General features: G+C 70.5%; 25 protein-coding genes. 15 read left to right on the top strand and 10 right to left on the bottom strand.

The features are described 5' to 3' along the window. Window positions 1–35 precede the first annotated feature (35 nt). On the top strand, window positions 36–266 hold the full coding sequence (locus QOL88_RS09015) for a hypothetical protein (protein ID WP_097215930.1): 231 nt from the start codon (window positions 36–38) through the stop codon (window positions 264–266). A gap of 158 nt (window positions 267–424) precedes the next feature. Here the strand turns inward: QOL88_RS09015 and dapA are convergent, their stop codons facing one another. Continuing rightward, window positions 425–1,363 (bottom strand): 4-hydroxy-tetrahydrodipicolinate synthase, encoded by a 939-nt coding sequence (gene dapA, locus QOL88_RS09010; protein WP_179878810.1) that lies wholly within the window; start codon window positions 1,361–1,363, stop codon window positions 425–427. A gap of 169 nt (window positions 1,364–1,532) precedes the next feature. Between dapA and QOL88_RS09005 the strand changes: the two genes are divergently transcribed. The 3 genes from QOL88_RS09005 (at window position 1,533) to QOL88_RS08995 (ending at window position 3,426) form a co-directional block, all read left to right on the top strand. Continuing rightward, window positions 1,533–1,952 carry a phage holin family protein gene (locus QOL88_RS09005; protein WP_097215928.1) on the top strand — a complete coding sequence of 140 codons (420 nt, stop codon included), beginning with the start codon at window positions 1,533–1,535 and terminating at the stop codon, window positions 1,950–1,952. Beyond that, entirely contained in the window at window positions 1,949–2,314 is a 366-nt protein-coding gene (locus QOL88_RS09000; RefSeq protein WP_097215927.1) for a DUF3618 domain-containing protein, read from the top strand. The genes QOL88_RS09005 and QOL88_RS09000 overlap by 4 nt, the downstream gene beginning before the upstream one ends. A gap of 431 nt (window positions 2,315–2,745) precedes the next feature. Then, window positions 2,746–3,426: an antibiotic biosynthesis monooxygenase gene (locus QOL88_RS08995; RefSeq protein WP_097215926.1), complete on the top strand. Its 681-nt coding sequence runs from the start codon at window positions 2,746–2,748 to the stop codon at window positions 3,424–3,426. Between the two features lie 52 nt (window positions 3,427–3,478). Here QOL88_RS08995 and QOL88_RS08990 read toward each other — a convergent pair whose 3' ends face one another. Beyond that, window positions 3,479–5,308 carry a DUF8508 domain-containing protein gene (locus tag QOL88_RS08990; RefSeq protein WP_097215925.1) on the bottom strand — a complete coding sequence of 610 codons (1,830 nt, stop codon included), beginning with the start codon at window positions 5,306–5,308 and terminating at the stop codon, window positions 3,479–3,481. Between the two features lie 312 nt (window positions 5,309–5,620). Here QOL88_RS08990 and QOL88_RS08985 point away from each other — a divergent pair, with 312 nt between their 5' ends. From QOL88_RS08985 to QOL88_RS08935, 11 genes are all read left to right on the top strand, one after another. Continuing rightward, window positions 5,621–7,039 (top strand): hypothetical protein, encoded by a 1,419-nt coding sequence (locus QOL88_RS08985; protein ID WP_097215924.1) that lies wholly within the window; start codon window positions 5,621–5,623, stop codon window positions 7,037–7,039. A gap of 153 nt (window positions 7,040–7,192) precedes the next feature. After that, entirely contained in the window at window positions 7,193–8,638 is a 1,446-nt protein-coding gene (locus QOL88_RS08980) for an alkaline phosphatase PhoX (protein ID WP_097215923.1), read from the top strand. A 110-nt stretch (window positions 8,639–8,748) separates the two neighbouring features. Beyond that, complete coding sequence (locus QOL88_RS08975) at window positions 8,749–10,011, top strand: LAGLIDADG family homing endonuclease (RefSeq protein ID WP_179878809.1); 1,263 nt, start codon at window positions 8,749–8,751, stop codon at window positions 10,009–10,011. Window positions 10,012–10,108: 97 nt separating this feature from the next. Then, complete coding sequence (locus tag QOL88_RS08970; protein ID WP_097215921.1) at window positions 10,109–10,750, top strand: GntR family transcriptional regulator; 642 nt, start codon at window positions 10,109–10,111, stop codon at window positions 10,748–10,750. Window positions 10,751–10,820: 70 nt separating this feature from the next. Further along, window positions 10,821–11,837: a 1-aminocyclopropane-1-carboxylate deaminase gene (locus QOL88_RS08965; protein WP_097215920.1), complete on the top strand. Its 1,017-nt coding sequence runs from the start codon at window positions 10,821–10,823 to the stop codon at window positions 11,835–11,837. A gap of 92 nt (window positions 11,838–11,929) precedes the next feature. Next, window positions 11,930–12,334, top strand: a complete 405-nt coding sequence (locus QOL88_RS08960; protein WP_097215919.1) for a VOC family protein — start codon at window positions 11,930–11,932, stop codon at window positions 12,332–12,334. Between the two features lie 289 nt (window positions 12,335–12,623). After that, window positions 12,624–13,649, top strand: a complete 1,026-nt coding sequence (locus QOL88_RS08955) for a LacI family DNA-binding transcriptional regulator (protein ID WP_097222915.1) — start codon at window positions 12,624–12,626, stop codon at window positions 13,647–13,649. A gap of 273 nt (window positions 13,650–13,922) precedes the next feature. Then, on the top strand, window positions 13,923–15,215 hold the full coding sequence (locus QOL88_RS08950) for an ABC transporter substrate-binding protein (protein WP_097215918.1): 1,293 nt from the start codon (window positions 13,923–13,925) through the stop codon (window positions 15,213–15,215). A gap of 1 nt (window position 15,216) precedes the next feature. Beyond that, entirely contained in the window at window positions 15,217–16,236 is a 1,020-nt protein-coding gene (locus QOL88_RS08945; protein WP_097215917.1) for a carbohydrate ABC transporter permease, read from the top strand. Then, window positions 16,226–17,098 carry a carbohydrate ABC transporter permease gene (locus QOL88_RS08940; protein ID WP_097215916.1) on the top strand — a complete coding sequence of 291 codons (873 nt, stop codon included), beginning with the start codon at window positions 16,226–16,228 and terminating at the stop codon, window positions 17,096–17,098. The genes QOL88_RS08945 and QOL88_RS08940 overlap by 11 nt, the downstream gene beginning before the upstream one ends. Window positions 17,099–17,166: 68 nt before the next feature. Beyond that, the gene (locus QOL88_RS08935) at window positions 17,167–17,742 is read left to right on the top strand and encodes a TetR/AcrR family transcriptional regulator (protein ID WP_179878808.1); all 576 of its coding nucleotides are present in this window, start codon (window positions 17,167–17,169) and stop codon (window positions 17,740–17,742) included. A gap of 60 nt (window positions 17,743–17,802) precedes the next feature. Here QOL88_RS08935 and QOL88_RS08930 read toward each other — a convergent pair whose 3' ends face one another. The 8 genes from QOL88_RS08930 to QOL88_RS08895 all read right to left on the bottom strand — a co-directional run bounded on the left by QOL88_RS08930 (window position 17,803) and on the right by QOL88_RS08895 (window position 25,481). Next, a complete protein-coding gene (locus QOL88_RS08930) occupies window positions 17,803–19,005 on the bottom strand; it encodes a TerD family protein (protein ID WP_097215914.1) in 1,203 nt (400 codons plus the stop codon). A gap of 64 nt (window positions 19,006–19,069) precedes the next feature. Continuing rightward, window positions 19,070–19,291 (bottom strand): hypothetical protein, encoded by a 222-nt coding sequence (locus tag QOL88_RS08925; protein WP_097215913.1) that lies wholly within the window; start codon window positions 19,289–19,291, stop codon window positions 19,070–19,072. Window positions 19,292–19,367: 76 nt separating this feature from the next. Further along, complete coding sequence (locus QOL88_RS08920; protein WP_097215912.1) at window positions 19,368–20,357, bottom strand: zinc-dependent alcohol dehydrogenase family protein; 990 nt, start codon at window positions 20,355–20,357, stop codon at window positions 19,368–19,370. Beyond that, window positions 20,354–21,205, bottom strand: a complete 852-nt coding sequence (locus tag QOL88_RS08915; protein WP_097215911.1) for a carbohydrate ABC transporter permease — start codon at window positions 21,203–21,205, stop codon at window positions 20,354–20,356. The genes QOL88_RS08920 and QOL88_RS08915 overlap by 4 nt, the downstream gene beginning before the upstream one ends. Then, on the bottom strand, window positions 21,202–22,143 hold the full coding sequence (locus QOL88_RS08910) for a carbohydrate ABC transporter permease (RefSeq protein ID WP_097215910.1): 942 nt from the start codon (window positions 22,141–22,143) through the stop codon (window positions 21,202–21,204). Before QOL88_RS08910 ends, QOL88_RS08915 begins: the two co-directional genes overlap by 4 nt. Next, window positions 22,140–23,513: an ABC transporter substrate-binding protein gene (locus tag QOL88_RS08905; RefSeq protein WP_097215909.1), complete on the bottom strand. Its 1,374-nt coding sequence runs from the start codon at window positions 23,511–23,513 to the stop codon at window positions 22,140–22,142. Before QOL88_RS08905 ends, QOL88_RS08910 begins: the two co-directional genes overlap by 4 nt. 80 nt (window positions 23,514–23,593) lie before the next feature. Beyond that, window positions 23,594–24,361, bottom strand: a complete 768-nt coding sequence (locus tag QOL88_RS08900; protein ID WP_097222914.1) for a DeoR/GlpR family DNA-binding transcription regulator — start codon at window positions 24,359–24,361, stop codon at window positions 23,594–23,596. A 310-nt stretch (window positions 24,362–24,671) separates the two neighbouring features. After that, window positions 24,672–25,481, bottom strand: a complete 810-nt coding sequence (locus tag QOL88_RS08895; RefSeq protein ID WP_097215908.1) for an NAD-dependent epimerase/dehydratase family protein — start codon at window positions 25,479–25,481, stop codon at window positions 24,672–24,674. Between the last annotated feature and the right edge of the window lie 151 nt (window positions 25,482–25,632).

Genomic DNA, 25,632 nt, shown 5'->3' with positions numbered 1-25,632 from the left:
ATCAGACGCCGAACCGACGAAACGAGGACCGGGGCATGAGGAACGAGCGGGGGCGGGCCGGGGCGCGCCGGCTGGCCGGAGTGGTCGCGGCGCTGGCGGTGTGCTGGCTCCCCGCGGGGGCCGCGCACGCCGACGAGACCAACACCGGCTCGCACAACGGCCACCGGGTCGGTCTGATCAACGTCAACGTCGGTCAGATCGACGACCCGGCGGAGGACGTGCTGGAGCACACGCTGCTGTTCGGCGACGGGTACGCCTGGAACTGAACGCGCGGATCAGGCAGGCAGACAGACGGGATGGCCCGTGCCGCAGGGAACTGCGGCGCGGGCCGTCCCCGTTCTTGTCAGACGATCCCGCTCAGCGACTTCCGGTCGCCCAAGGACAACACCAAGGGGCGGTGGGAGCCGTGTTCGCGGAGCGGTGATCATCCGCTGACCAGGTCTTCGCGGAGCGCCCGTAGCTCGTCGGTCGTGCTGCGGTCGGCGGGCCGAAGGGGGCGGCGGACGGGGCCCGCGGGGAGGGTCAGTTCGCCGAGGAGAGCCTTGACCGTGACGGTGCCCGGCAGGCCCGCCGACATGATCGCCTCGATGAGGGGGATCGCCTGCTGCTGGAGGCGGGCCGCCCGGGCCGTGTCACCCGCGTCGAACGCGTCCAGGACTGCTCGGAGGTGGGCCGGGATCACGTTCGCGACCGTGCTGACGTACCCGGTGCCGCCCACGGCGTACAGCGCGAGGTTGTGTTCGTCGCAGCCCGCGTAGTACGCCAGGGCGGTGCGGGCCAGTACCTTCTGGGCTCCCAGGAAGTCCTGGGAGCAGTCCTTGACCGCGACGATCCCGGGGTGGTCGGCGAGGCGGAGGATCGTCTCCGGTTCGATGCGGGTGCCGGTGCGGGCCGGGATGTCGTAGAGCATGAGCGGGAGTTCGCAGGCGTCCGCGATCTCTCGGAAGTGGGCCTCGATCGCGTCCTGCGGGGGTCTGCTGTAGTACGGCGACACCACCAACAGGCCGTCCGCGCCCGCCTTCTCGGCCTCCCGGGCCAGTTCTGTGGTGTGCCGGGTGTCGGGGGTGCCGATGCCTGCCACGACCTTCGCCCGGTCGCCCACCGCCTCCTTGACGGCAGCCACGAGGGCCGACTTCTCGGCGTCCGTGGTGGTGGGGGACTCGCCCGTCGTGCCGGAGAGGATCAGGCCGTCGCAGCCGTTCGCCACGAGGTGGGTGGCGAGGTGCTGGGCGCCGTCGAGGTCCAGGGTTCCGGACGGCGTGAAGGGGGTGATCATGGCGCAGAGGGTGCGGCCTAGGAGTGGTGCGGGTGGCGGTGGCGGTGGCGGTGGCGGTGGTGGCGGTGGTGGTGGCGATGTGGTCATGGGGGTAGTCTCGGCTCGATGTTTGTGTAGCTCCACTTAATTTTGTTACCGAGTATTGGTAAGTATTGGTTAATAGTTGGCGGCACGGTGCGGGTAGTCGTCTCCGCTGGGATAGCCGCGGGGTCGTTCGGGTACTCGGCTGGTCCTGACTTCGGGAGGAGGCGGAACCGTGACCGGGACCATCGATCACCGGGCCGTGCACGACGAGCGCCGCTCCGTGGGTGAGCTCGTCGGGCAGGCCACGGAGCAGCTCTCCACGCTCATGCGGCAGGAAGTGGCACTCGCCAAGGAGGAGCTGGCCGAGAAGGGGCGGCGTGCGGGGCGCGGCGGCGGGCTGCTCGGGGCGGCGGGCGCCGTCGCGTACGCCGGGCTGCTCGTTCTGTCCGGTGCGGGTGTCGCGGCGCTCTCGCTGGTGCTGCCGGTGTGGGCCGCGGCGCTGATCGTGACGGGGGTGCTGTTCGTGATCGCGGCCGTGCTGGCGGCGACCGGGCGGGCGCAGCTGCGGCGGGCCACGCCGCCTACGCCTGAGCAGGCTCTCGGGAGTGTCAGGGCGGACATGGAGGAGATCAAGGAGAGGGCGCATCGATGACGGACGCGACGGGTGGGGCGAAGGGGCCCGATGAGCTGCGGCGGCAGATCGAGCGGACCCGTAGTGAACTGGGCAACACGGTGGAGGAGTTGGCGGGGAAGGCGGACGTGAAGGGGCGTGCGCGGGCGCGGGCCGCCGATCTGCGGGACAAGGCCGGGGCGATGACGGTGCAGTTGCGGAGCAGCGCCGCGCAGGCGGGGCACTCCGTGCACGACAGGGCGACGCATGCGGGGCCCGGGCCGGTGCGGACCGTTGTCCAGGCCGGGATGCGGCATCCGAAGCCGGTGCTGGTAGCTGGGGCGGCGGGGGCCGTGGTGGCTGTCGGGGTGGTGCGGTGGAGGCATGCGCACGGGCATCGTTGACGCCGGTGGGGGTGTGCGGTCGTTTCGACTTCGCGGTGGGTGGGGGTGTGCGGTCGTTTCGACTTCGCGGTGGGTGGGGGTGCGCGTGCGTTTCGCTGTCGCGGTGGGGGTGGGTCGGGGCCGCGCCGGGGGGTGTCCGTCCTCGGAACGGCGCGATGGGCCTTCATACCGACTGACTGTCCGTTGACGCGCCAACCGCTGCGGGCGGACACCCCCCGACACGGCCCCTTCTCGCCGTACGCGGGTGCGGGCGCGTCGTGGCTTCCGCCCCCGCTGCGGGCATGCGTGCCGCTGGGGTGGCATCCCGTTACGCCGGGCTGCGGACCCGGCTGGCTCCAGTTGTGACGTCGTTCTGTCGCCTCTTGACCTCAAGCTTGGTCGAGGTTGAAAGGTGGGGTGTGTTCGCGACCGGCGCTACGACTGGAGTGTTCATGAGCCGTCGAACCGAGCAGCATCCCGACCTCACCGACCCCCGCGTCGGTGCTCCCTGCTTCAGTACGTGGCGGGTGGACACCCCCGAGCGGCAGCGGCGGACGGTGGAGGCCATCGGGCGTACTTGGGAGCGGCGGCCCTGGCCCGCCAAGGATCTGCTGGGGTATTACGTGTACGCGGGGCACGACGGGTCCACCCTGATGCACTACTCGCAGTGGACCGTCGAGCACGCCTACGAGTCGTTCGTGAAGACACACCGGCAGGAGCGCGTCGACGAGATCGACACCGCCGTACCGGGCATCGAGCGGGTCGGGCTCGGGCGGTACCGGCGGTACCGGAGCCGGGAGCGCGCCGTGGGAGACGCGAGGGTGCCGGGGCTGATCGTCACCGTGCGGGTCGACTTCGAGGCTGAGGAGCGTCGGGAGGAGTGGGTCGATCTCGTGGTGAAGGCCCTGGACGACGACCCGGAGGGGCACGCCGGGCTGGTGTCCGCGCACTTCCATCTGAGTACGGACGGCGGACACGTGCTGAACTACGCGGAGTGGGCCAGTGCCGACGACTACGACCGGGCTCTCGCCGCGCCGTCGAGTGAGGGGTGGGAGCGGGTGCGGACGTATCCGGGTCTGAAGGGGAGCGTCGGCAGCCGGTACGAGGGTGCCCTGGGGCTGGTGCCTGGGTGAGCATGGAGGGGCCGGCCGGGTCTTGTCCTTCCCGGCCGGCTCCTGACGGGTGTTACGGGCGGAAGCGCAGGACCTGCGGGTCGTGGTCGCTGATCTGGTCGTTGAACTCCGCGTTGACGTGCACGCTGTCGTACTCGAAGTCGCAGTCGCGGCGGATCGACGGGCTGATCAGGATCTGGTCGAGGACCTGGCTGTTGCCCTGGTAGACGTACGAGTAACGCTCGCTGCGGGGGAGTGACTTGACCGCCGACCAGAGCTCGCCGCGGCCCTCGAGGAGCTGTGCGGTCTTCGAGAACTCGAAGTCGTTGATGTCGCCCAGCGCGATGACGTCCGCGTTCTTCTGGGTGTCGAGGATGTCCTTGACGAAGGCGTTCACCAGGGTGGCCTGCTGGTGGCGCTGCGTCTCGGAGCTGCGGGACGGCGGCTGGTACTGGGAAGTCAGGCCCTGGTCGCCGCCCTTGGAGTTGAAGTGGTTGGCGATCACGAAGACCGTGCGGCCGCGGAAGACGAACTCGCCGGCCAGCGGCTTGCGGCTGCTCTTCCAGGCCTCGTCGGCGGGGGCGATGCGGCCGGGGCTGAGGGTGAGGTGGGCCTTGCCGCGGATCTTCGTCACGGCGGTGGCCGTGGTGGCGTCGCCGCCGGGGTGATCCGTGAACGAGACCCGCTCCGGGTTGAACAGGAAGGCCTGGCGGATGTTGCCGCCCGGCTCGCCGCCGTCGGTGTTGTCCGCTGGGTCGATCGAGCGCCAGTCGTACTTGGGGCCGCCGGCCGCGACGATCGCGTCGATCAGCTTGGTCAGCGTCTGGTCGGCGGCGACGGTGCCGTCGTTCTTCGCGCCGTTGTTGTCCTGGATCTCCTCCAGGGACACGATGTCGGGCGACTTCAGGTGGTGCACGATCGCCGAGGCGTGGGCGGCGAACGTGTCGTCGGTCGGGTCGAGGTTCTCGACGTTGTAGGTGGCGACCGCGAGTTCGGAGGAGCGCTGCTTGCGGGTCGTCTCGCGCTCCAGGCCCGCGCTCTTCAGGGTGCCGAGTTCGCTCGCGACCAGGGTGTAGCCACCGAACTGGTTGTAGTCCAGGGGGCCCGCGGTGATGCCGGCGAGGGTGTCGCCCACGTTCGCCTTGGGGAACTCCGCCGTCGCACCGAGGGACTGGATCTGGAGGCGGCCGGAGTTCTGGTCGTCGTAGGAGCCGTAGACCGTGCCGCCGTCGCGGTTGCGGTTCTCGTGCGGCTTCACCGTCACCCAGAGCTCGGTGTACGGGTCGGTGGCGCCGACGACGCGGGTGTCGGTGACCCGTACGGACATGCCCTCCAGCGCCTCGTAGTAGTCGAGTGCGTACTTCGAGGGCTTCAGCGGGAGCGTGTTGACCGAGCCGTTCGCGGCGCTGTCGCCGGCCGGTGCGTAGGCGGCCGGGACCGAGCGTGAGGTGATCGCCGTGGCGGCGGGGAGCGCGTTGCCGCTGGAGACGACCGTGGTCGTCGGCTTGGTGATCTCCGTCAGCGACTGGTTGCCGGAGGTCGCGCCGCCGGGGACGTACTCCGAGACCGTGCCGGCGACCGTGACGGAGTCACCGACGGCGACCCCCTTCGGGGCCGAGCTGGTGAAGACGAACACGCCCTCGCTGGTCGCCGGGTCGGCGTCCGGGCTCGGGTCCTGGATCCAGAAGCCGCGGGAGGAGCCGTAGGTCCGGATGCCGGTGACGATTCCGGCCACGTCCGTCACCTGCCGGCCGGCGTACGGGGACATCCGGGTGCTGCCCTGGATGTCGTGGATGCGGACCGACTCCGCGTGCGCGGGGCTGGTGAGGACGATCGTGGATGCCGCGGAACACGCGGCGGCGACGGTGAGCGCGGCGAGACGCGCGGACGACTTGCTCGGCAACGGGATTCCCTCCGGGGACGTGACAGGGCGCCGGGACGAGGGCGGACACGTGTGGAATGGCTGGCTGTCGCTACCTGTGGGGCGGATGCGGTGACGCGCGTAGAAGGAGGGGACGGGCGGACCGGGTGGGGCCGGCCCGGTGAACAAGTGTCCGCCGACTTCTACGCGCGTCAATCTCCAGCCTGCTCATGTCACTTGTCAAGGTTTCGGCCATGTACGGCGGCTGACGGGGAGATGAAGTGGGCGGCATGGGTGGAAATCCGTCTAGGCTGAGCGGCTGAGTCGTATGAGGCGCCCTAGGAGAAACAGCCGATGTCAGACAGCTCCCCCCTGCCGCCGGTGCGGCTGCACCCCGAAGCGGAGCTGGCGCGCGACGCCCTGTCCACGCCGTTGTTGTCCCGGGCCGCCCGGCTCGCCCGCTGGGCCGGGCCGGACACCCGTGTCGACGCCGGGGGCGGGCTCGTCGACGAGCAGCTGCCCGCGGCCGTCGAGGCGCTCGGACTGAGCGGGGACGACGCCGCCGCCGACGCGAGCGAGGCGTGGCGGGTCGCCGTGGACGCCGGGCTCGTCGAGATCGTCGACGAGGAGGAAGGCACCGTGACGGCCGGTGAGGACCTGGCCCTGCTCACCGGTGGCTCCCCGCAGGACGTGCTCGCCGTGTGGCTCGCCGCCCTGGAGACCGTGCTAGCCGACGCGAGCGTGCCCGACCTGGACGGGCTCGTGGACGAGGACGGCGAGGTCGACCTCTCCTCCCTCGACTGGGACCCCGAGGCCGAGGCCGAGTTCCTCGACGGCGTCCTCGGCAACCTCTACCTCCTGACCGCCGGCGACGACGCACCCGACGGCGCCCCGGTGCCGCTGCCCGCGCTGGCCGCCTCGGTGATCGTGCCCAGCGACATGGGCGAGCCCACCAACGACGTCCTGGAGCAGGTGTCCGACGCCATGATGCGGCTGGACGACCAGTTCCGGATGCTGGAGCCGATGGGGTTCGTCGCGTACCAGCCGGTCGACGAGGCGCTCATGGCCGACGCCGACGAGGAGCCCGCGGCACCCGTCGACGACACCGACGTGTCCCGGTACGGCATGGTCCGGCTCACCCCGCTCGGGCTGTACGGCATGCGCGCACGGCTGATGGAGGCCGGGTACGAGGTGCCGGCCGTCGGGGACCTCGCCGACAAGGGCGCCGACGTACTGCTCGACGGCACGGCCGAGTTCCCGCCCGGTGCCGCGCAGGCCGAGACCGAGCAGTGGCTCCGGCGGCGGGAGTCGCTGGGCGCGGCGCGGGAGTTGCTCGCCGCGGCCCGGGGCTCCGACGCCGGGGCGCCGCTGCGGCGGCTGCGGTGCCAGCAGGCCCTGTCGCTGGTGGGGGCCTCGGCCGAGCCCGCACTGCGGGAGGTGCTCGACGACGCCGAACTGGGCGGCCTCGCGCGGGTGTGGCTGACCGAGAACGGCGCGGTGGATGTGCCCGCGCCGTCCGAGGCGATGGTGTACTGGCTGACCATCGACACGGTGGCCGCGCAGCTCGCGGCGGAAGGGAACTCCGAGGAGCTGCGGGCCTTGGTGCAGGGGCTTGCGCAACAGCACAGGGGGTTCTTCGCGGCGGTGTGGCGGGTCGACCATCCTGCGACCGCTGATGTGCTGGAGGCCATGGGGCGGTTGCATCCCGACAAGAAGGTGGCGAAGGAAGCGCGGAAGGCGGCGTTCAAGGCGCGATCCCAACAGGGGGGTTGATCCCGTCTCGCGGGTGCCGCGTCGTTTCGGCTTGTCGCGCAGTTCCCCGCGCCCCTGGGGTGTTGTTCAACCGGCGTTCATGGACGAGCGGGACGGTTTCGCCGAACGAGGTCCGCCACCCTCCACGGCATAACCACCGTCACAGGAGACACCATGTCGCTCACCCGTAGGGACTTCGCCAGAAACTCCGCGATCACCGGTGCCGGTGTCGCGCTGGCGGGCAGTGTCGGCGCCCTCGCCACCGCGCCGAACGCCCTCGCCTCCGACGACACCGGCAGCGCGGGGGACCGGTCGGCGGACGCCCGGCACGGAGTCGGCTACGGGCCGCTCGTCCCGGACCCCGAGGGCATCCTCGCCCTGCCCGCCGGCTTCGCGTACCGGGTCATCACCCACAGCGGCACAACCAAGCTGGAGTCCGGCGAGTCCACGCCGTCCAACCACGACGGCACCGCCGCCTTCGACGGCCCCCGCGGCACCACCCTGCTCGTCAACAACCACGAGCTGAAGGGCCCACGCGCCAACTGGGAGCACCCGGTGCCCCTCACCGAGGGCCTCGTCTACGACCCCGCGGCCGCCGGCGGCTGCACCGTCGTCGAGGTGCGGCCCGACGGACGGGTCGCGGAATGGGTCGGCATCGCCGGCACCTCCACCAACTGCGCGGGCGGCGCCACCCCCTGGGGAACCTGGCTCACCTGCGAGGAGAACTCCGACAAGGCCGGCGTCAACGGCATGACCAAGGACCACGGTTACGTGTTCGAGGTCGATCCGTGCGACCGGCGCGCCAATCGCGGTCCCAAGCCGCTGAAGTTCTTCGGCCGCTACGACCACGAGGCCGTCGTCATCGACCCCAAGCGCGGCCACGCCTACCTCACCGAGGACGCCTCCGGCCCCAACGGCCTCTTCTTCCGCTGGACCCCGCCCCGCGGCTTCGAGTACGGCCCCGGGAAGTTCCGGGGGCTCGCCGACGACGCCGGCGTGCTCCAGGCGCCCAAGTGCTTCGACTCCGGCGGCACGTTCGTCGACGACCTGTCCCGCGCCACGAAGATCGGCACCGTGTACGGCGTCGACTGGGTGGACGTCCCCGACCGCGACGCCCGCACCACGCCCGTGCGCAAGCAGTTCAAGGACGGCGAGGTCACCCGCGCCCGCAAGCTGGAGGGCATGTGGTGGGGCGACGGCGGTGCCTACATCGTCTCCTCCTACGCCCGTGAGGAGAGCCCGGTCCGGCACGACGGCCAGGTCTGGTTCTACGACCCCAAGCGCCGCACGCTGACACTCAAGGTCCTGCTCGGAGTGAACCCCGACCCGTCGAAGGACGGGGCGTTCGACGGTCCGGACAACATCACCGTCTCCCCGTACGGCGGCCTCGTCATCGCCGAGGACGGGGAAGGCGTGCAGCACCTGTTCGGCGCCACCGACAGCGGACGCACCTACCCGATCGCCCGCAACGAGCTGAACATCGGCACCGAAGAGGAGCCGGAATACAGCGAGTTCACCGGCGTCACCTTCTCTCCGGACGGCCGGACCCTCTACGCCAACATCCAGACGCCCGGCATCATGCTCGCCATCACCGGTCCCTGGAAGCGCCAGCGCCGGTGAGGGGCACAGTCCCTCACACGAGTGGCTACTGATCGTTTTTCCCAGATCACTCCTGCATCGCAATAGTGTTTGTCACTCGCGCTGGTTGTCGCTCGATGTGGGGGTGGGCTGTGGATGCGGTCTGGCACGGCGGGCTTGTCGAGGGCTCGCGCGTGTGGCTGCCCGACGGATCGGTGCGCGCGGTCGAGGACGTGGTCGCTCAGCGCCTCCCTGTCCTTTCCTTCAGCAAGCAGTGGGACACCAGGCCGGTTCGGTACGGAGCGAACCAGGGCCCGCGAGATCATTCGGTCGGTGAACTCGTTGCCCGGGTACCGGACGCTGCTTTCGGTGGCACGTCCCAAGAGGTGATGAGAATCGGATTCGCGTCCGGCCGCGTTGTCGAAGCAGCGTCCAGCCAGCCGTGGGTGACGCAAAGGCGGACGGGACGGAAGGCGTGGCAGTGGAAGCGCAGCGTTGATCTGGTTCCGGGTGACCGTGTGCCGTTTCCGTTGTCCGCTGCATTTTTCGGGACGGAGGGCAGTGCCCGCGAGGGGTACTTCGTCGGCGCCATGCTCGGGGACGGTGGGATGACGTCCTGCACTCCGGAGTTTCACGGAGACCCGCGGGATGGTGCCGTGGAATTCATGCGGCAGTTCGCTGTGGAACACGGATGCGGCGTGCGTGAAATTCCGCAGGGCTCGATCGTGCGCCTGCGCTTTCCCTTCAGGGCGGGGCGGCGCAACCCGGTAACAGACTGTCTGCGGCGCTTCGGCGTCTGGGGCCAGCGATGCGATGAGAAGCAGTTGCCCGCTGTCCCGTTCAGCCGTGACTTCTGGATCGGATGCCTTTCCGGACTCATTGACACCGATGGCTGTGTTCGAGAAAGGGTCAATCCTCGGGGCACGAAGCACGGCTCCGTCGAGTTCGCCACAGTGTCCCCTCCGCTCGCCATGCAGGTGTCCGACGCTCTCTTGCGCTTGGGAGTCGCCAACAGGGTGCGGGAGGCCAGAAGGCAGCAGGAGCCCGCACGCTCGATCAGCGGTTACGTCATCACGAGCCGACGCCCGATTCAGCGCGTCGAGATTTCACGAGCCACTGCCCTCGTTCGTGTCGCCGGGCTGTTGGACCTTCGCATTGGGTACAAGGCGTCCAGGCTGCAGAGGCTGAGGTCCACGGTCGGGCACGTTGCTCCGGCACGCAGTGAGATGCACGGCTATGACGAGTCCGTGGCTCTGGATCGCGTCAAGAGCATTTCCTCAGTAGGTGTCCGCCTCGTGCACGGCGTCGCTGTGAATCCTTCCGGCCTGTTCGTGGTCAATGGCCTGGTCACGGGGGCAGGCGATGCGACCTCCGCAGCGGTGGCAGATTGCGCGCTGTCGCAGGAAGTTCAGTAGCCGAGTGACCGGACGCCTCGGTCCCCGAGCAGGTGGCCAACGCATGCCAGGGTCACTCCCTTGTCGGCGACGCAGCTGACATTTAACATTTCAGTCTGTGGACGCCATCCGGCCCGTGCCCCGGACCTTGCTCAGGGACCGTGCGTACGAGGCGATCAGGGACGCCATCGTGGCTGGGGAGATCGAGCCCGGCGCGGTGGTGCGCGACGCCGAGCTCGCGGAGCGGCTCGGGCTGTCCCGGGCGCCGGTGCGCGATGCGTTCTCCCGGCTGGTGGACGACGGGCTGCTGGAGAGCAAGCCGCAGAGCTACACCCGCGTGACCCCGCTCGTGGCTTCCGACGTCCGGGACGCCGCCGCCGTCGTGGGGGCCCTGCACGAACTCGTGACGAGGGTGGCCGTGCCCCGGCTGGGTGCCGCCGACCTCACGGTGATGCGCGCCGCGAACGAGCGGTTCGCCGCCGCCGTGTCCGCCGGAGACGTGGACGCGGCGCTGCGGGCCGACGACGACCTGCACGACGTCCTCGTCCGGGTGAGCGGCAACCGCGCGGCTGCCGCGACCGTCGCCCGCTACACCCCGCTCATCCGCCGCCTGGAGCGACGGCGCTTCGGCGAGGGCGGCAGCTGCCGATCCTCCGGGATGCACGAGCGGCTGATCGGGGCCTGCGCGGCCGGTGACGTGGACGCGGCGGTGCTCGTCACGGCGGAGATCTGGCGAGGGCTCGAGGAACTCGCCGACTGAGACCGGCCGGCACCGGCTGAGACCGGTGGGGCACCGGCCGGTATCGATCCAGACCTACCCGGGAGGACTCATGTCCCTTTCCTCGTACGAGCGTTACCCCCTGCTCTTCGGGCCCTCGCCCGTGCACCCCCTGGAGCGGCTCACCGCGCATCTCGGCGGCGCCTCCCTCTGGGCCAAGCGCGAGGACTGCAACTCCGGTGTGGCGTACGGCGGCAACAAGACCCGCAAGCTGGAGTACCTGGTCGCCGACGCGCTCGCCCAGGGCTGCGACACCCTCGTGTCGATCGGTGGCGTGCAGTCCAACCACACCCGTCAGGTCGCGGCCGTCGCCGCCCGGGCCGGGCTCAAGTGCGTCCTCGTGCAGGAAAGTTGGGTGGACTGGCCCGACGCCGTGTACGACAAGGTCGGCAACATCCTGATCAGCCGGCTCGCCGGGGCCGATGTGCGGCTGGTGAAGGCCGGGTTCGGCATCGGCTTCAAGGAGAGCTGGGAGCGGGCGCTCAGGGAGGTCGAGGAGGGCGGCGGGAAGCCGTACGCCATCCCGGCCGGGGCCTCCGACCATCCGCTCGGCGGACTCGGCTTCGCCGGCTGGGCGTACGAGGTCGCCGAGCAGGAGCGGGAGCTGGGCGTCTTCTTCGACACCGTCGTGGTGTGCTCGGTGACCGGGTCGACCCAGGCCGGCATGGTCGCCGGGTTCGCCGCGCTGGAGGAGGCGGGTGGGATGGCCCGGCGTGTGCTCGGCATCGACGCCTCGGCGAAACCGGCCGCGACCCGCGGCCAGATCGCCCGTATCGCCGACAGCACCGGGCAGCTCATCGGCTTGAAGCGCGAGTTGACCGAGTCCGACGTCGAACTCGACGAGCGGTACCACGCGGGTGTCTACGGCGTCCCCGACGAGACCACCCTGGCGGCGATGCGGCTCGCCGCCCGGACGGAGGGGATGGTCACCGACCCCGTCTACGAGGGCAAGTCCATGGCCGGGATGATCGACCTGGTGTCGAAGGGCGAGATCGGCTCCGACGCCACGGTGCTCTACGCCCATCTGGGTGGGCAGCCAGCGCTCAACGCTTACAGCGCGTTGTTCTGATCGGCGGGGGCTGCGGGGGGTGGAGGGTGTGGGGGAATCATCCGGCAGGCCCTCGGGTTGTGGCGGTCAGTCGACGTCCTGGAGGAGCCGCCATGTCCGATCAGCCCGCCGTCCGCGAACTGCGCCTGGTCGTCACCGCCGAGGACTACGACGCCGCGCTGCACTTCTACCGGGACGTGCTCGGCCTGACCGAGCAGGGCGCGTTCGCCTCGGAGGACGGGCGGGTCACGATCCTCGACGCCGGGCGGGCCACCCTGGAGCTGACCGACCCGAACCACGCCGCGTTCATCGACGAGGTGGAGGTGGGGCGGCGGGTGGCCGGGCACATCCGGGTCGCCTTCCAGGTGGACGACTCCATCGCCACGACGGCGAAGCTGGCCGCCGCGGGGGCCGAGGTCGTGGCCGAGCCGACACGCACTCCGTGGAACTCCCTGAACTCCCGGCTCGAAGCGCCTGGTGCGCTTCAGCTGACGCTCTTCACCGAGCTCGGAGAGTGACGGGGCGGTGGATGCCGGGCGGGGCGGTGCCGGGTGCGGCGGCGCTCGTTTCGCCTGACCGTGGGTGTGGGTCGGGGCCGCGCCGGGGGGTGTCCGTTCTCGGAACGGCGCGATGGACCCTCACACCGACTTACTGTCCGTTGACGCGCCAACCGCTGCGGGCGGACACCCCCCGACACGGCCCCTTCTCGCCGTACGCGGGTGCGGGAGCGCGGTGGCGTCTGTGGCGGAGGGCGTCCGTCCGGCTTCCCCTGCCGGGCAGGGTTCGGGGACGGATACAGTGCTGGACGTGTGGACGGACAATCAGCGTGCAGAGCGGTCCGACGGTGCCCGGCGCCGGGCCACGATCCACGACGTCGCACGGCTCGCCGGGGTGTCGCGTCAGACGGTCTCGCGGGCGGTCAACGACAAGGGTGAGATCGACCCCGGCACCAAGGAGCGGGTCCTCGAGGCGGCGCGGCTCCTGGACTACCGGCCCAGCCGGTTCGCGCGCGGACTCGTCCAGAAGGGCGCGGTGACGGCCGGTCTGGTCATCCCGGACCTGCGCAATCCGTTCTTCCCCGAGGTGGCCGCCGGAGTGCTGGAGGCGGCCGAGCAGCGGGGCTGGCAGGTCGTGGTGTGGGACTCCCGGATCGACGAGGCCAGGGAACGGGAGGCGCTCGACGTGCTCTCCCACCAGGCGGACGCGGTCGTCGGCTACTTCAAGGACCCGGACGACGTGCTCACCCGGCACCTCGGGGGCGTGCCGCTGGTGCTGCTGGAGCGCGGCCCGCAGCAGACCCGGTTCGCGGCCGTGGGCATCGACGCCGCCTCCGGTGTCGAGCAGGGCATGGACCATCTGTTCCGCGCCGGGCACCGCAGGATCGGCATGCTGGACGGTGTGCACGGCCCCGGCCCCCGCAGACAGGCCTTCGTGGAGCAGGCACGGCGGCTCGGTCTGCCGGTCGACGAGGACTGGGTCGTGGTGTGCCCCGAGCACAGCGTGGCCGGTGGCGAGGCCGGCATGGAGCGGCTGCTGGCCCAGCGGCCCGACGTCACCGCGGTCTTCGGCTTCAACGACCTGATCGCGGTCGGGGCGATGCGTGCCGCTCGCCGCAATGGCCGGAGCGTTCCGGGCGACCTGGCCGTGCTCGGCTTCGACGGCCTCTCGCTGGGCGAGCTCGTCGAACCCGCCCTGACCACCCTGCACATCGACAAGCGGCAGTTGGGGCGGCTGGCCGTGGAGCAGGTGGCCCGCCTGCGCGCGGGGGAGGAGCCGCTGCGGGGCGCGGACGCGTGGGTGACACCCGAACTCGTGGTGCGCGACTCCGCCTGACCGGCCCGATGGATCAGCCCGGCCGTTCCCTTGACACCGGATTTCGAGCCCCCTGATACTCGACGGCAGCGCTCACGTGAACGTTCACGGGCGCTCGGAATCCCCCCCCGCGAGATCGTCGGCCCGACCACCAGCCGCCCGCCGACATCGTTGTCTTCGCTTCCTCATCCCGGAAGCATTCCCCCCACCCCTGTGCGAACGGGCCCGCGGCAGCGCTGTGCCTCGGCCGCGGCACGCCCGGAAAGCGAGTGCGCGCCCATGGAACACCGAACGATGTCCCGCAGACGCTTTCTGGGGGCCTCCCTGGGCGGCGCGGGCGCCGGCCTGCTGACGCTCTCGGGATGCGGGACCGCCGAGGGATCCGCGTCCGCCGGCTCCGACCACCTCAGCCTCTGGTACTGGAAGGGCTCACTCAGCGACAAGCTGCTCGCCACCGCCCGGCGCGGCGTCCCCGGCGTCCCGGGGCTGAAGGTGAAGAGCTCCCAGGTCCCGGACGGCGACATCGACTCCAAGGTGCGCACAAGTCTGGCCGCCCGCGCCTACGTTCCGGACCTGACGGTCGTCAACAACGACAGCCTCGCCACGTTCTTCCCGGACGAGGACGAGTTCCTCGACCTGCGGGACCTCGGCGCCGAGTCCGTCCGCGACCGCTACCTCGACTGGAAGTGGAAGGCCTGCTTCACGCCGACGGGCCGGATGATCGGCTTTCCCCTCGACGCCGGTCCCACGGCGCTCTACTACCGCCGCGATCTGTTCGAGCGGGCCGGGCTGCCCCACGAGCCGGCGGATGTCGCCGAGAAGCTCTCCACGTGGGAGGAGTTCATCGCCGCCGGACGGACGCTGCGGCGGAAGGGGCCGGGCAAGCCCTGCCTCGTGAGCAACATCGGCAACGTCTTCCAGCAGGTGCTGCTGCAGAGCCCGAAGCAGTTCGTGGACGCCGACAACCGCTTCATCGGCGACCAGGAGCACATCCGGCGCGCCTGGGACCTGTCGGTGGACATCCTTCGCCAGGGCCTCAGCGCCCGGATCACGGACGGCACGCCCGACTTCAACGCGGCCATGAGCGGCGGCCGGGTCGCCACCATGACCACGGCCGTGTGGGCCATCAACGGCCTGAAGGACACCGCGCCGAAGACCTCGGGGTCCTGGCGGCTGACCACGCTGCCGGACGGCCCCTGCAACTACGGCGGCTCCTACGTGACGTTGACCCGCTACTGCCGGGAACCGGAGGCGGCCTTCGCCTTCCTGACGTGGCTGCTCAGCCCGGCGAACCAGCTCAAGAGCTACCAGGAGATGGCCCTGTTCCCCACCACCCCCGCCTCCTACGCCGACCCGGCGATGCGCACGCCCGACCCCTTCTTCGGCGGCCAGCAGCCCATCGACGTCTTCGGCCCGGCCGCCCAAAAGGCGCCCATCGTCTACTTCAGCCCCTACGAGGAGACCGCCAAAACCCCGTTCTTCCAGGAGCTGACCAATGTCGAGACGCTCGGCAAGAACCCCGAGCGGGCCTGGCGGGACGCCGTGAACACGGCCGAGACCGCGCTGACACGGCTGGGGGTGAGCTGACATGACCACGGTTCTCGACCCGGCCGGTGCGCCGGCGGCCGGCGAGCGGCATACCGATCGCCGTGGGGGATCCACCCCTCCCGGACACCGGAGGTATGTCCCGCCGCTGCTCGCCATCTCGCCGTTCTACGCGCTGTTCGCCGTCTTCGGCGCCTTTCCCGTGGTCTTCTCCATGTACCTGTCCTTCCAGGACTGGGACGGCATCGGGGACATGCGCTTCGTGGGGCTCAAGCAGTACGGCTGGCTGCTGAAGGACTCGGTCTTCTGGCACTCGGTGCTCAACACCTTCGAGATCTGGTTCCTGTCGACGGTGCCGATGCTCTTCCTGGCGCTCGTGCTGGCGTTCCTGCTGCACTCGCAGGTCCGCTTCGCCGGGGCCTACCGGGTGGCGTACTTCATCCCCAACGTCACCTCGATGGTCGCCATGACCATCGTCTTCGGCTCGGTCTTCGCCCAGGCGGGTCTCGCCAACGCGCTGCTCAGGGCCGTCGGGCTGGACGGCATCGGCTGGCTGTCCTCCGAGTGGGGCATCAAGTCGTCGGTGTCCATCATGATCATCTGGCGGTGGGTCGGCTACAACGCGCTGATCTTCCTCGCGGGGCTCCAGGCCATCCCCACCGAGCACTTCGAGGCCGCGCGCGTGGACGGCGCGAACAGTTGGCAGACCCTGTTCCGGGTCGTGGTGCCGCAGCTGCGTCCGGTGGTCCTCTTCGCCGCGGTCACCTCCACCATCAACGGCCTGCAGATCTTCACCGAGTCCCAGGTGCTCTTCCAGTCGACCGACGTCGGAACCACGGGCGGACCGGGTCAGGAAGGGATGACCATCGTGCTCTATCTGTGGCAGAAGGCCTTCAAGGAGCACCAGTTCGGCTACGGCGCCGCGATGGGCTGGCTGCTCTTCGCCATCATCGCGGTGTTCACGATCATCAACTGGCGGCTGGTGTCCGGCTCCGACCGCGACGACCGCCGGCCCGGCATCGCCGGACTGCTGCGCCGCAAGGGGGCTCGTGATGGCCGCTGAACGCCGGGCGACCGGACACGCGGGGCTCGCGATCGGCTCCGGCAGCAGGCTCTCCCGGATCTGCGTCCGGGGCGTGCTGCTGCTCGGTGTGCTGATGTCGCTGTTCCCCTTCTACTGGCTGGTGGTGATGGCCTCCGGCACGACCCAGGACATCTACGACTACCCGCCCAAGCTGGTGCCGGGCCCGCATCTGCTGGACAACATGAGCCGGGTGCTCGACACGATCGACTTCTTCGGCTCGCTGTTCAACACGGTCGTGGTGGCCGTCGTCGGCACCGCGCTCGTGCTGTTCTTCGACTCGCTGGCGGCCTTCGCCTTCGCCAAGTACGAGTTCCCGGCGAAGAAGTTCCTCTTCGGCATGCTGCTGGTCACGTACATGATCCCCGCGCAGCTGTCCCTGGTGCCGCAGTTCGTCACCATCGCCGAGTTCGGCTGGGCCGGCTCGCTGAAGGCGCTGATCGTCCCCGGCGCGGCCAACGCCTTCGGCATCTTCTGGATGCGCCAGTACGCGCAGAACTCCCTGCCCGACGAACTGCTGGACGCCGGGCGCATCGACGGCGCCGGCTTCTTCCGCCTCTACGGGCAGGTCGCCCTGCCGCTCTTCCGCCCGGCCCTGGCGTTCCTCGGCATCTTCACGTTCATCGGCCTCTGGAACGACTACATCTGGCCCCTGGTCGTGATGATCGACCCGGAGAAGGTCACACTCCAGGTGGCGCTGGCGAACCTGAACGTCCTCTACAACGCGGACTACGCCCTGGTGATGGCCGGTGCGCTGATGAGTGTCATCCCGTTGATCGTGATGTTCCTGTTCGGGGCGCGGCACTTCCTGCGGGACCTGGCGGCGGGGGCGATGAAGATGTAGGAGCCGGGTGCCGGCGCGCCGTCTCGGTAGAGTGCCAAGAAAGTCCCCGGTTCGTGAGGAGAGGTCGCGTGGCGCAGGTCAGGCCCATGCGGGCGGATGCCCGGCGCAATCACGAGCGGTTGCTGACGGTCGCCGCGGAGGCCTTCGCCGAGCACGGGGAGGGCGCCTCGCTCGACGACATCGCCAAGCGTGCCGGGGTCGGCTCCGGCACGCTGTACCGGCATTTCCCGACCCGGCAGGCGTTGCTGGAGGCCGCGTATCTGGACCGTGTCGAGGCGATCGCGGCCCGGGCCGGTGTGCTGGCGGACGAACTGCCGCCGGGCGCGGCGCTGGGGGAGTGGCTGTACGAACTGGGCGCCGGGATGATCCGGATGCGGGGGCTGAAGGCGCTGCTGGGTCCGGCCGTGACGGACTCCGGCTCCCTCGTGAACACGGCCTGCGGCGACTCGGTCAGGGCCGCGGCGGGGCGGCTGGTCCGGGCGGCGCAGGAAGAGGGCACGCTGCGGGCGGACGTCGAGCCGGGCGATGTGCTGCGGCTGGCTCATGGGATGGCGACGGCGTCGGAACTGGCCGACGGGGAGGACCGGCACCTCCGGCGGTATCTGACGCTGTTGATGGAGGGGCTGGGCGCGGGGCGCCGCTGACGTGGTGAGCCGGACGCCCCCTGGTGAGGGGGCGTCCGCGGAGTCCGGTCCGGTGGCGGGTCAGAGCGCCTGCGCCGCCGGCTTCACCATGCCCCTCACCGTGCGGGACTTCACGAAGTCGCCCATGGCGGTCATCTCCCACTCGCCGGAGTACTGGCGGATGAGCTTGGCCATCAGGACGCCGGTCTGCGGTTCGGCGCCGGTGAGGTCGAAGCGGACCAGTTCCTCGCCGGTCGTGCCGTCCAGGAGGCGGCAGTAGGCCTTGGCGACCTCGGTGAACTTCTGGCCGGAGAAGGAGTTCACAACGAAGACCAGGCCCGTGACCTCCTGGGGCAGTCGGCCGAGGTCGACCATGATGGTCTCGTCGTCCCCGCCGCCCTCGCCCGTGAGGTTGTCGCCGGAGTGCTGGATCGCGCCGCCCACGATCTGGAGCTTGCCGAAGTAGCAGCTGTCGATGTGGTTGCGCTGCGGCCCGTAGGCGATGACCGAGGCGTCCAGGTCGATGTCCTTGCCGCGGTAGGCCGGCTCCCAGCCGAGACCCATGCGGACCTGGGAGAGCAGGGGCTGGCCGCCCTTGATCAAGGAGACCGTCTGGTTCTTCTGGAGGCTGACGCGCCCCTTGTCGAGGTTGATCTTCCCGGCGCCGGGTGCGGGCGGGGGAGGTGTGGCCGGGGCGGCCGGGGGCGCGGCGGGGGTGGAGACGGGCGGGGCGGGCGGCTGCACCGGGGCCGGCGGCGGGGTCACCGGCTGCGGCGGGGCGGCGGCGGCCGGTTCCTCCACCGTGACCCCGAAGTCCGTGGCGATGCCCGCCAGGCCGTTGGCGTAACCCTGGCCGACGGCGCGGGCCTTCCACTGCCCGCCTCGCTGGTAGACCTCCACGATGACCAGGGCCGTCTCGTCGCCGAGCTGCGGGGGCGTGAAGGAGGCCAGGACGGAGTTGTCGTCCGCGCTGCGGATCGTGGCCGTCGGCTCGATGCCGCGGAAGGTCTGGCCCGCGGCGTCCGGGCTCGCCGTGACGACGATCTTCTCGATGCCGGGGGGAAGGGCCGTGGTGTCGACCACGATCGCGTCGGGCGCGCTGCCACCGCCCGAGCGGTATGTCACGCCCGGGCCCGACGGCTGGTTGTAGAAGATGAAGTCGTCGTCGGAGCGCACCTTGCCGTCGGCGGTGAGCAGCAGGCCCGATACGTCGAGCCGCACCGGAGCGGCGACGTCCACCGTCACGCGGGCGGCGGACAGGGGGATGTTCGAGCCGGGGGTCATAGCTGTCATGCCGGGTGAACGAGCGAAGCGGTTTTGCCGTTCCCTTACCTTGCCGCCAATCGGGTCACCGGCGATTGCGGGGGTGATCCCGGGCGGTGCGTTCGTTGCCGCGCTTGTAGTTGCCCGTCCAGCGGGCCATGACGAGCTGGGGGTCGGAGGTCTCGGCCTCGGCGAGGAACTGCGCGGCGCGGGGGCCGTTCAGGGTGGTGGCGGGGCGGCCGTGGTGGCTGATGCGGACGGAGCCGCCCGCGTGCTGCTCGTAGGTGAATCCATGAGGTCTCGGCATGCCGTGAGGGTAAGAGGCGGGGAGCAGGCGCCCCAGCGAATTTCGCCCGCCCCCGCCCGCGGTGGTCCTTTCCCCCCTACGGCACGACCACGATCTTGCGGCCGACGCCCGCCGCGAACTGGTCCAGCGCCTGGGGGTAGCGCTCCAGCGGGATGCGGTCGCTGATGAAGACGTCCGGGTCGAGGACACCGTTCGCGAAGAGCTCCGCCGCCCGCTCGAAGCTGTGCAGCACCGCCATCGAGCCCGTGATGGTGATCTCCTGGTTGTAGATGCGGTACGGGTCGATCGTCACGCGCGTCGCGTAGTCGGCCACGCCGAACTGCAGGAACGTGCCCGCCTTCGCCACCCGGTCCAGGCCGTCCTGGATCGCCGCCGCGTTGCCCGTGGCGTCGACGACCAGGTCCCAGCCCTGTGGACGGTCCAGTTCGTCGGGGTTCGCCGCCGACGCCGAGACGCCGAGGCCGCGGGCGGTCTCCAGGCGGGCCGGGTTCACGTCGACGATGTCCACGCTCGCCGCGCCGGTGCGCTTGGCCAGCTCCAGCATCATCAGGCCCATGGTGCCGGAGCCGTAGATCAGGACGTGCGCGCCGAGGCGGGACTGGAGCACGTCGTAGCCGCGTACCGCGCAGGACAGCGGTTCCACGAGGGCGGCGTCCTCGGTGCGGACGTGTTCCGGGAGCTTCACGCAGTTCGCCACCGGGGCGACGGCGTACTGCGCCGCGCCCCCGGCCGTCGTCACGCCGATCGCCGCCCAGCGTTCGCAGAGGTTGTTGTGGCCGGTACGGCAGTAGCGGCACTCGTAGCAGTACAGGGACGGGTCGACGGCGACCCGGTCGCCCACCGCCACCTCCGTGACCCGGGTGCCGACCCCGACCACCTCGCCCGCGAACTCGTGCCCGGGCACGATCGGCAGCTTCGGGGCGAACTCGCCCTGGAGGATGTGCAGATCGGTTCCGCACAGGCCGCAGGCCGCGACCTCGACGACGACCTCGCGCGGGCCGGGCGTCGGGTCGGGGACCTCGGCGACGACGGCCTTGCCCACGGACTCGATGACGGCGGCCTTCATTTCACGGCTCCCAACGACAGGCCCTGGACCAGCTTGTCCTGGGCGGCGAACCCCGCGGCGAGCACCGGCAGGGAGATGACGAGCGACGCGGCGCACACCTTCGCCAGGAACAGGCCCTGGCTGGTGATGAAGCCGGTCAGGAAGACGGGCGCGGTCTCGGCGACCACACCCGTGAGCACCCGGGCGAACAGCAGCTCGTTCCAGCTGAAGATGAAGCAGATCAGGGCGGTGGCGGCGATACCGGGGAGGGAGATCGGGGCGACCACGCGCGCGAGGATCGTGGGCAGCCGGGCCCCGTCCACCTTCGCCGCCTCGATCACCGCGACCGGGATCTCGGCGAGGAAGGACTGCATCATCCACACCGCGATCGGCAGGTTCATGGACGTGTAGAGGATGACCAGCAGCCAGATGTTGTCGAGCATCCCGGCGTTCTTGGCGAACAGGTAGATCGGCAGCAGGCCCGCCACGGCCGGCAGCATCTTCGTGGAGAGGAAGAAGAACAGCACGTCCGTCCACTTGCGGACGCGGTTGACGGACAGTGCGTACGCCGCCGGGAAGGCCAGCAGCAGGACCAGCAGGGTCGACGCCAGCGAGGCGACCGTCGAGTTGATCAGGGCCGGCCAGGGGCTCGCGCCGCCGCCCGCGCCGAAGAACTCGCGGTAGCCGTCCAGGGTGAGCGCGGCCGCGAAGGACGGCGGGTTGGTCGCCGCGTCCGTCTCCGAGTGGAAGGACGTCAGCGCCATCCACGCGATGGGCAGGAAGAACGCGATGCCGAGCAGCCAGGCCAGCAGGCCCAGGCCCGCACCCTGGCCACGGACACGGCGGGCACGCAGTGCGGTCGTGCTCATGCGCGGGACACCTCCTCGCGGAACAGGGACGACACCACGCGCAGGGCGAAGGTGGCGATGACGATCGAGCCGATGACCACCAGGACGCCCGCGGCCGAGGCGAGGCCGTTCTCGTGGGCCTGGTAGAAGCTCTGGTAGACGGTGTAGGGGAGGTTGGCGGTGCCGAGGCCCCCGGACGTGATCGTGAAGACCGCGTCGAAGTTCTGCACGATGTAGATCGAGCCCAGCAGGGCGCCCAGTTCGAGGTAGCGGCGCAGGTGCGGCAGCGTCAGATGGACGAAGATCTGCCAGTCGCTCGCGCCGTCGACCCGGGCCGCCTCGATCTGCTCGTGGTCGCGGCTCTGCAGTCCGGCCAGCAGGATCAGCATCATGAACGGTGTCCACTGCCAGACGAGGGACGCCTCGACCGCGAGCAGCGGGGTGTTCGAGATCCAGTCGGGCTGTGGGCCGCCCACATAGTGCAACAACCCATTGAACAGGCCGTATTCAGGGTTGTAGAGCACATGCTTCCAGAGCAGGGCGGCCGCGACCGGCACCACCAGGAACGGCGCGATCAGCAGGGTGCGGACGATGCCGCGGCCCCGGAACCTCCGGTCCAGCAGCAGGGCGAGCGCGAGTCCCAGGACCAGGCTGGCCAGCACCACCGCCACCGTCAGCAGCACGGTCGTCCACACCGAGTGGCGCAGGTCCGGGTCGGTGAGGACCTCCTGGTAGTTGTCGACGCCGGTGAAGTGCCGGGCGTCGGGATACAGGGAGTTCCAGTCGAAGAACGAGATCACCAGCGTGGCCACGAAGGGCAGCTGGGTGACGACGATCATGAAGATCAGGGCGGGCAGCAGCGGGGCCCGGGTGGCCCAGGCGCGCAGCCGGGCGGAGGGCCGGCGGACCGGGGTGCGGAGCTCGGGGGAGGCCGCGGGGGCCGTTGTCGTGGCGGTCATCGTCCCTCGTACTCCTCGGAGATCTTCTCGGCGAGCGCCTGGGACTTCTTCAGGGCCGACTCGACGGACTGGCGTCCGGCGATGGCCGCGCTGATCTCCTGGGAGACCTTGGTGCCGAGGTCGGTGAACTCGGGGATGCCGACGAACTGGATGCCGGGAGCGGGCCGCGGCTGCACGCCGGGGTCGGTCGGGCGGGCCCGCTCGATGGCCTCCTTGGTCATCTCCTGGAAGGCCCCGGCCTCCTTGCGGTAGTCGGCGTTGGCGTAGGTCGACGCCCGTTTGCCGGCCGGGACGTTCGACCAGCCCACCTGGTCGCCGACCAGCTCCTCGTAGCCCTTTCCGGACGCCCAGGAGACGAACTTCCAGGCGTTGTCCGGGTTGCGGGAGGCCTGCTGGATGCCCCAGGCCCAGGTGTAGAGCCAGCCGGAGGACTCGGTCTTCTCGACGGGAGCGGGGGCGTAGCCGACCTTGCCCTTGACCGGGGAGTTCGCCGCCTCCAGGGATCCGGCCGCGGAGGTGGCGTCGTACCACATGGCGACCTTGCCCTGGGTCATGTTGTTCAGGCACTCGGCGAAGCCGGCCTGGGCGGCGCCGGACTCGCCGTGCCCGCGCACCAGGTCGACATAGAACTTCGTCGCCTTTTCGAAGGCGGGGGAGTCGAGCCGCGCCTTCCAGTCCTTGTCGAACCAGGTGCCGCCGAAGGTGTTGACGACCGTGGTGAGCGGGGCCATCACCTCGCCCCAGCCGGGCAGGCCGCGCAGGCAGATGCCCTTCATGCCCGGTTCGGCGCCGTCGGCCTTCGCCGCGAGGTCCGCCACCTGCTGCCAGGTGGGGCGCTCGGGCATCGTCAGGCCCTTCTTCTCGAAGATGTCCTTGCGGTACATGAGGAACGAGGACTCGCCGTAGAAGGGCTGGCCGTAGAGCTTGCCGTCGTCCGCGGTGAGGGACTGGCGCATCGGCTTCAGGACGTCCTGCTCGTCGTAGGCCGGGTCCTCGGCGACGTAGCCGTTCATCTCGTGCAGCCAGCCGTTGCGGGCGTAGATCGGTATCTCGTAGTTGGACAGGGTGGCCACGTCGTACTGGCCGGCCTGGTTGGCGAAGTCCTGACTGATCTTGTCGCGGACGTCGTTCTCGGGCAGGACCGTGAAGTTGACCTTGATGCCCGTCTCCTTGGTGAAGTGGGCGCGAGTCAGCTTCTGCAGCTCGACCATCTGGGGGTTGTTGACCATCAGGACGTTGATGGCGTCGCCGCCGGATCCGGCCCCGCCCGCGCCGACCCAGCAGCCGGAGAGCAGCGGGGCGAGCAGCGTCCCTGCGGCGGCCAGGGCGAGCGGGGCTCGCGGTGGCCGTCGTCGGCTCTGGGTTCGCATGGATCGCTCCTGGATGTATGGGGAGATAAGGGGCAGCACAGGGCGTGGCTGCGCCCGGTGGGGGACGTCGGTGCGGTGTGTCAGACCCGGACGACCTGGGGCCCGAGCAGTGAGTAGCGGTGGGCCTCGGCGGCCGGCAGCAGGGTGCTCGTCACGATCGTCTCCAGCGTGCCCACCTCGGCGAACCGGCAGAAGCTGACCGCTCCGAACTTGGTGTGCACGCCGGCGAAGACCACGCGCCGGGCGGCCCGGATCGCCTGGGCCTTGACCTCGCTGACGGCCGGGTCGGGGGTGGTGAGGCCGTGTTCGCGGGAGATGCCGTTGGCGCCGATGAAGGCCAGGTCGACGACGAAGCCGGCCAGCATCTTCGTCGTCCAGTGGTCGACGGTGGCGAGGGTGCCGCGCCGCACCCGGCCGCCGAGCAGCAGCACGGAGACCTGCTCGGCCTCGGCGAGTGCGCCCGCGACGGGCAGGGACGCGGTGACCACGGTCAGCGGCCGGCCCCGGGGGAGTGCCTCGGCGATGAGCTGCGGGGTGTAGCCCTCGTCGACGAACACGGTCTCGGCGTCGCCGAGCAGTTCGGCCGCGGCGGCCGCGACCCGGCGCTTCTCGGGGACGTGACTGGTGGCCCGGAAGGCGAGCGTCGTCTCGAAGCCGGCGCTCTCGACGGGGTAGGCGCCACCGTGGGTGCGGCGGAGCAGGCCGTGGTCCTCCAGGACGCGCAGGTCCCTTCGTACGGTCTCCTTGGCCACGCCCAGTTCCGCGGCGAGGGCGGTGACGTCGACCGAGCCGTCGCGCCGCGCGGCCAGCACGATGTCGCGCCGGCGTTCTTCCGCCGTCCTGTCCATGACCGTCACCCGCCTTCCTGCTGTGCTGCCCGTTCGGGCCCTCGGTGGGGCCTTGGGGGAAGTTCTACAGCGGGTGTTCCGCGGTGACCAGGTCTGTTGCGGGCGTGATCCTGCCCGGATGTGCCCGTTCGGTCGTGCGGGTGCGCGGAGCGGCGAGGGGAGGCCGTGGGCGTCTGCGGATGCGTTGTGGCTGGTCGCGCGGTTCTCCGCGCCCCTGAGGGCGCTTCCCTGCCCTCTCCGGGTCATGCCCGAATGCCCGAGCGGGCGGGCCCGTTCTCTGCCCGCCCGCCCTGGTGACGACCGTTTCCGGTCAGTACGGCCAGATCGGCGGGTCCGTCACGAACTGGCCGCCCAGGTAGGCGTGCGCCTCGTTGCCGTCCCGCAGTTCGCCCTGCTCGGCGATGAGCTTCTCGGCGTAGGGCTCGGAGTCGTCCTGCGGCTCGTAGCCGAGCGCCCGTGCGCTGGTGAGATCCCACCACAGCCGGGTGTTGGCGGAGGAGCCGTGGACGACGGTGTGGCCGACGTGCTCGGCGGTCAGGGCCGCGTGGAAGAGGCGGGCGCCGTCTTCGGGGCTCATCCACACGGAGAGCATGCGCACGCTGGTCGGCTCGGGGAAACACGAGCCGATGCGCACCGAGACCGTCTCCAGGCCGTGCCGGTCCCAGTAGAGCTGCGCGAGGTCCTCGCCGAAGCACTTGGACAGGCCGTAGAAGGTGTCCGGGCGGCGCGGGGTGTCGACCGGGATCAGGGGGTCGTCGCCCCGGGGGCGCGGGGTGTAGCCGACGGCGTGGTTGGAGGAGGCGAAGACGATCCTGCCGACGCCCTCCTCGCGGGCGGCCTCGTACAGGTGGTAGGTGCCCTCGATGTTCGCCTTGAGGATCTTCTCGAAGGGGGCTTCCAGGGAGATGCCCGCGAGGTGGATGATCGCGTCGACGCCCCGGACCGCCTCGCGCACGGCGTCCCGGTCGACCAGGTCGGCGGCGATCGCGTCGGGCTCGCCCTCGATCGGACGCAGGTCCAGCAGGCGCAGGTCGTAGCCGTAGGCCGGGAGCAGGTCCCGCATCAGGGTGCCGAGGCCGCCGGCGGCGCCGGTGAGCAGGACGGTGCGGGGAGCGGGCATCCTCGGGTCTCCTTGATCGCCAACCGTGCTGATCGCCAGGCGTGCAGATGAGCGCACGGCATTCATATGCGTGGACACGCTAAGGATCCGGGGCGGAGCCCGTCAAGTATGTCGCGGAGGGGGTGAATCCGCAGGTGCGTCGCGGGTGTGC

This window comes from Streptomyces sp. Ag82_O1-12 (genome assembly GCF_900182715.1).
In the GTDB taxonomy this organism is placed as follows: Bacteria; Actinomycetota; Actinomycetes; order Streptomycetales; family Streptomycetaceae; genus Streptomyces; species Streptomyces massasporeus.
This window is presented reverse-complemented; position numbering and strand designations above follow the sequence as displayed.

What these genes read in the sequence shown, in the direction of transcription:
- QOL88_RS09015 (WP_097215930.1), top strand. Translation starts at nt 36, where the DNA reads ATGAGGAACGAGCGGGGGCGGGCCGGGGCGCGCCGGCTGGCCGGAGTG.
- dapA (WP_179878810.1), bottom strand. Translation starts at nt 1,363, where the DNA reads ATGACCACATCGCCACCACCACCGCCACCACCGCCACCGCCACCGCCA.
- QOL88_RS09000 (WP_097215927.1), top strand. Translation starts at nt 1,949, where the DNA reads ATGACGGACGCGACGGGTGGGGCGAAGGGGCCCGATGAGCTGCGGCGG.
- QOL88_RS08995 (WP_097215926.1), top strand. Translation starts at nt 2,746, where the DNA reads ATGAGCCGTCGAACCGAGCAGCATCCCGACCTCACCGACCCCCGCGTC.
- QOL88_RS08985 (WP_097215924.1), top strand. Translation starts at nt 5,621, where the DNA reads ATGTCAGACAGCTCCCCCCTGCCGCCGGTGCGGCTGCACCCCGAAGCG.
- QOL88_RS08980 (WP_097215923.1), top strand. Translation starts at nt 7,193, where the DNA reads ATGTCGCTCACCCGTAGGGACTTCGCCAGAAACTCCGCGATCACCGGT.
- QOL88_RS08965 (WP_097215920.1), top strand. Translation starts at nt 10,821, where the DNA reads ATGTCCCTTTCCTCGTACGAGCGTTACCCCCTGCTCTTCGGGCCCTCG.
- QOL88_RS08960 (WP_097215919.1), top strand. Translation starts at nt 11,930, where the DNA reads ATGTCCGATCAGCCCGCCGTCCGCGAACTGCGCCTGGTCGTCACCGCC.
- QOL88_RS08950 (WP_097215918.1), top strand. Translation starts at nt 13,923, where the DNA reads ATGTCCCGCAGACGCTTTCTGGGGGCCTCCCTGGGCGGCGCGGGCGCC.
- QOL88_RS08945 (WP_097215917.1), top strand. Translation starts at nt 15,217, where the DNA reads ATGACCACGGTTCTCGACCCGGCCGGTGCGCCGGCGGCCGGCGAGCGG.
- QOL88_RS08940 (WP_097215916.1), top strand. Translation starts at nt 16,226, where the DNA reads ATGGCCGCTGAACGCCGGGCGACCGGACACGCGGGGCTCGCGATCGGC.
- QOL88_RS08930 (WP_097215914.1), bottom strand. Translation starts at nt 19,005, where the DNA reads ATGACCCCCGGCTCGAACATCCCCCTGTCCGCCGCCCGCGTGACGGTG.
- QOL88_RS08925 (WP_097215913.1), bottom strand. Translation starts at nt 19,291, where the DNA reads ATGCCGAGACCTCATGGATTCACCTACGAGCAGCACGCGGGCGGCTCC.
- QOL88_RS08920 (WP_097215912.1), bottom strand. Translation starts at nt 20,357, where the DNA reads ATGAAGGCCGCCGTCATCGAGTCCGTGGGCAAGGCCGTCGTCGCCGAG.
- QOL88_RS08915 (WP_097215911.1), bottom strand. Translation starts at nt 21,205, where the DNA reads ATGAGCACGACCGCACTGCGTGCCCGCCGTGTCCGTGGCCAGGGTGCG.
- QOL88_RS08910 (WP_097215910.1), bottom strand. Translation starts at nt 22,143, where the DNA reads ATGACCGCCACGACAACGGCCCCCGCGGCCTCCCCCGAGCTCCGCACC.
- QOL88_RS08905 (WP_097215909.1), bottom strand. Translation starts at nt 23,513, where the DNA reads ATGCGAACCCAGAGCCGACGACGGCCACCGCGAGCCCCGCTCGCCCTG.
- QOL88_RS08900 (WP_097222914.1), bottom strand. Translation starts at nt 24,361, where the DNA reads ATGGACAGGACGGCGGAAGAACGCCGGCGCGACATCGTGCTGGCCGCG.
- QOL88_RS08895 (WP_097215908.1), bottom strand. Translation starts at nt 25,481, where the DNA reads ATGCCCGCTCCCCGCACCGTCCTGCTCACCGGCGCCGCCGGCGGCCTC.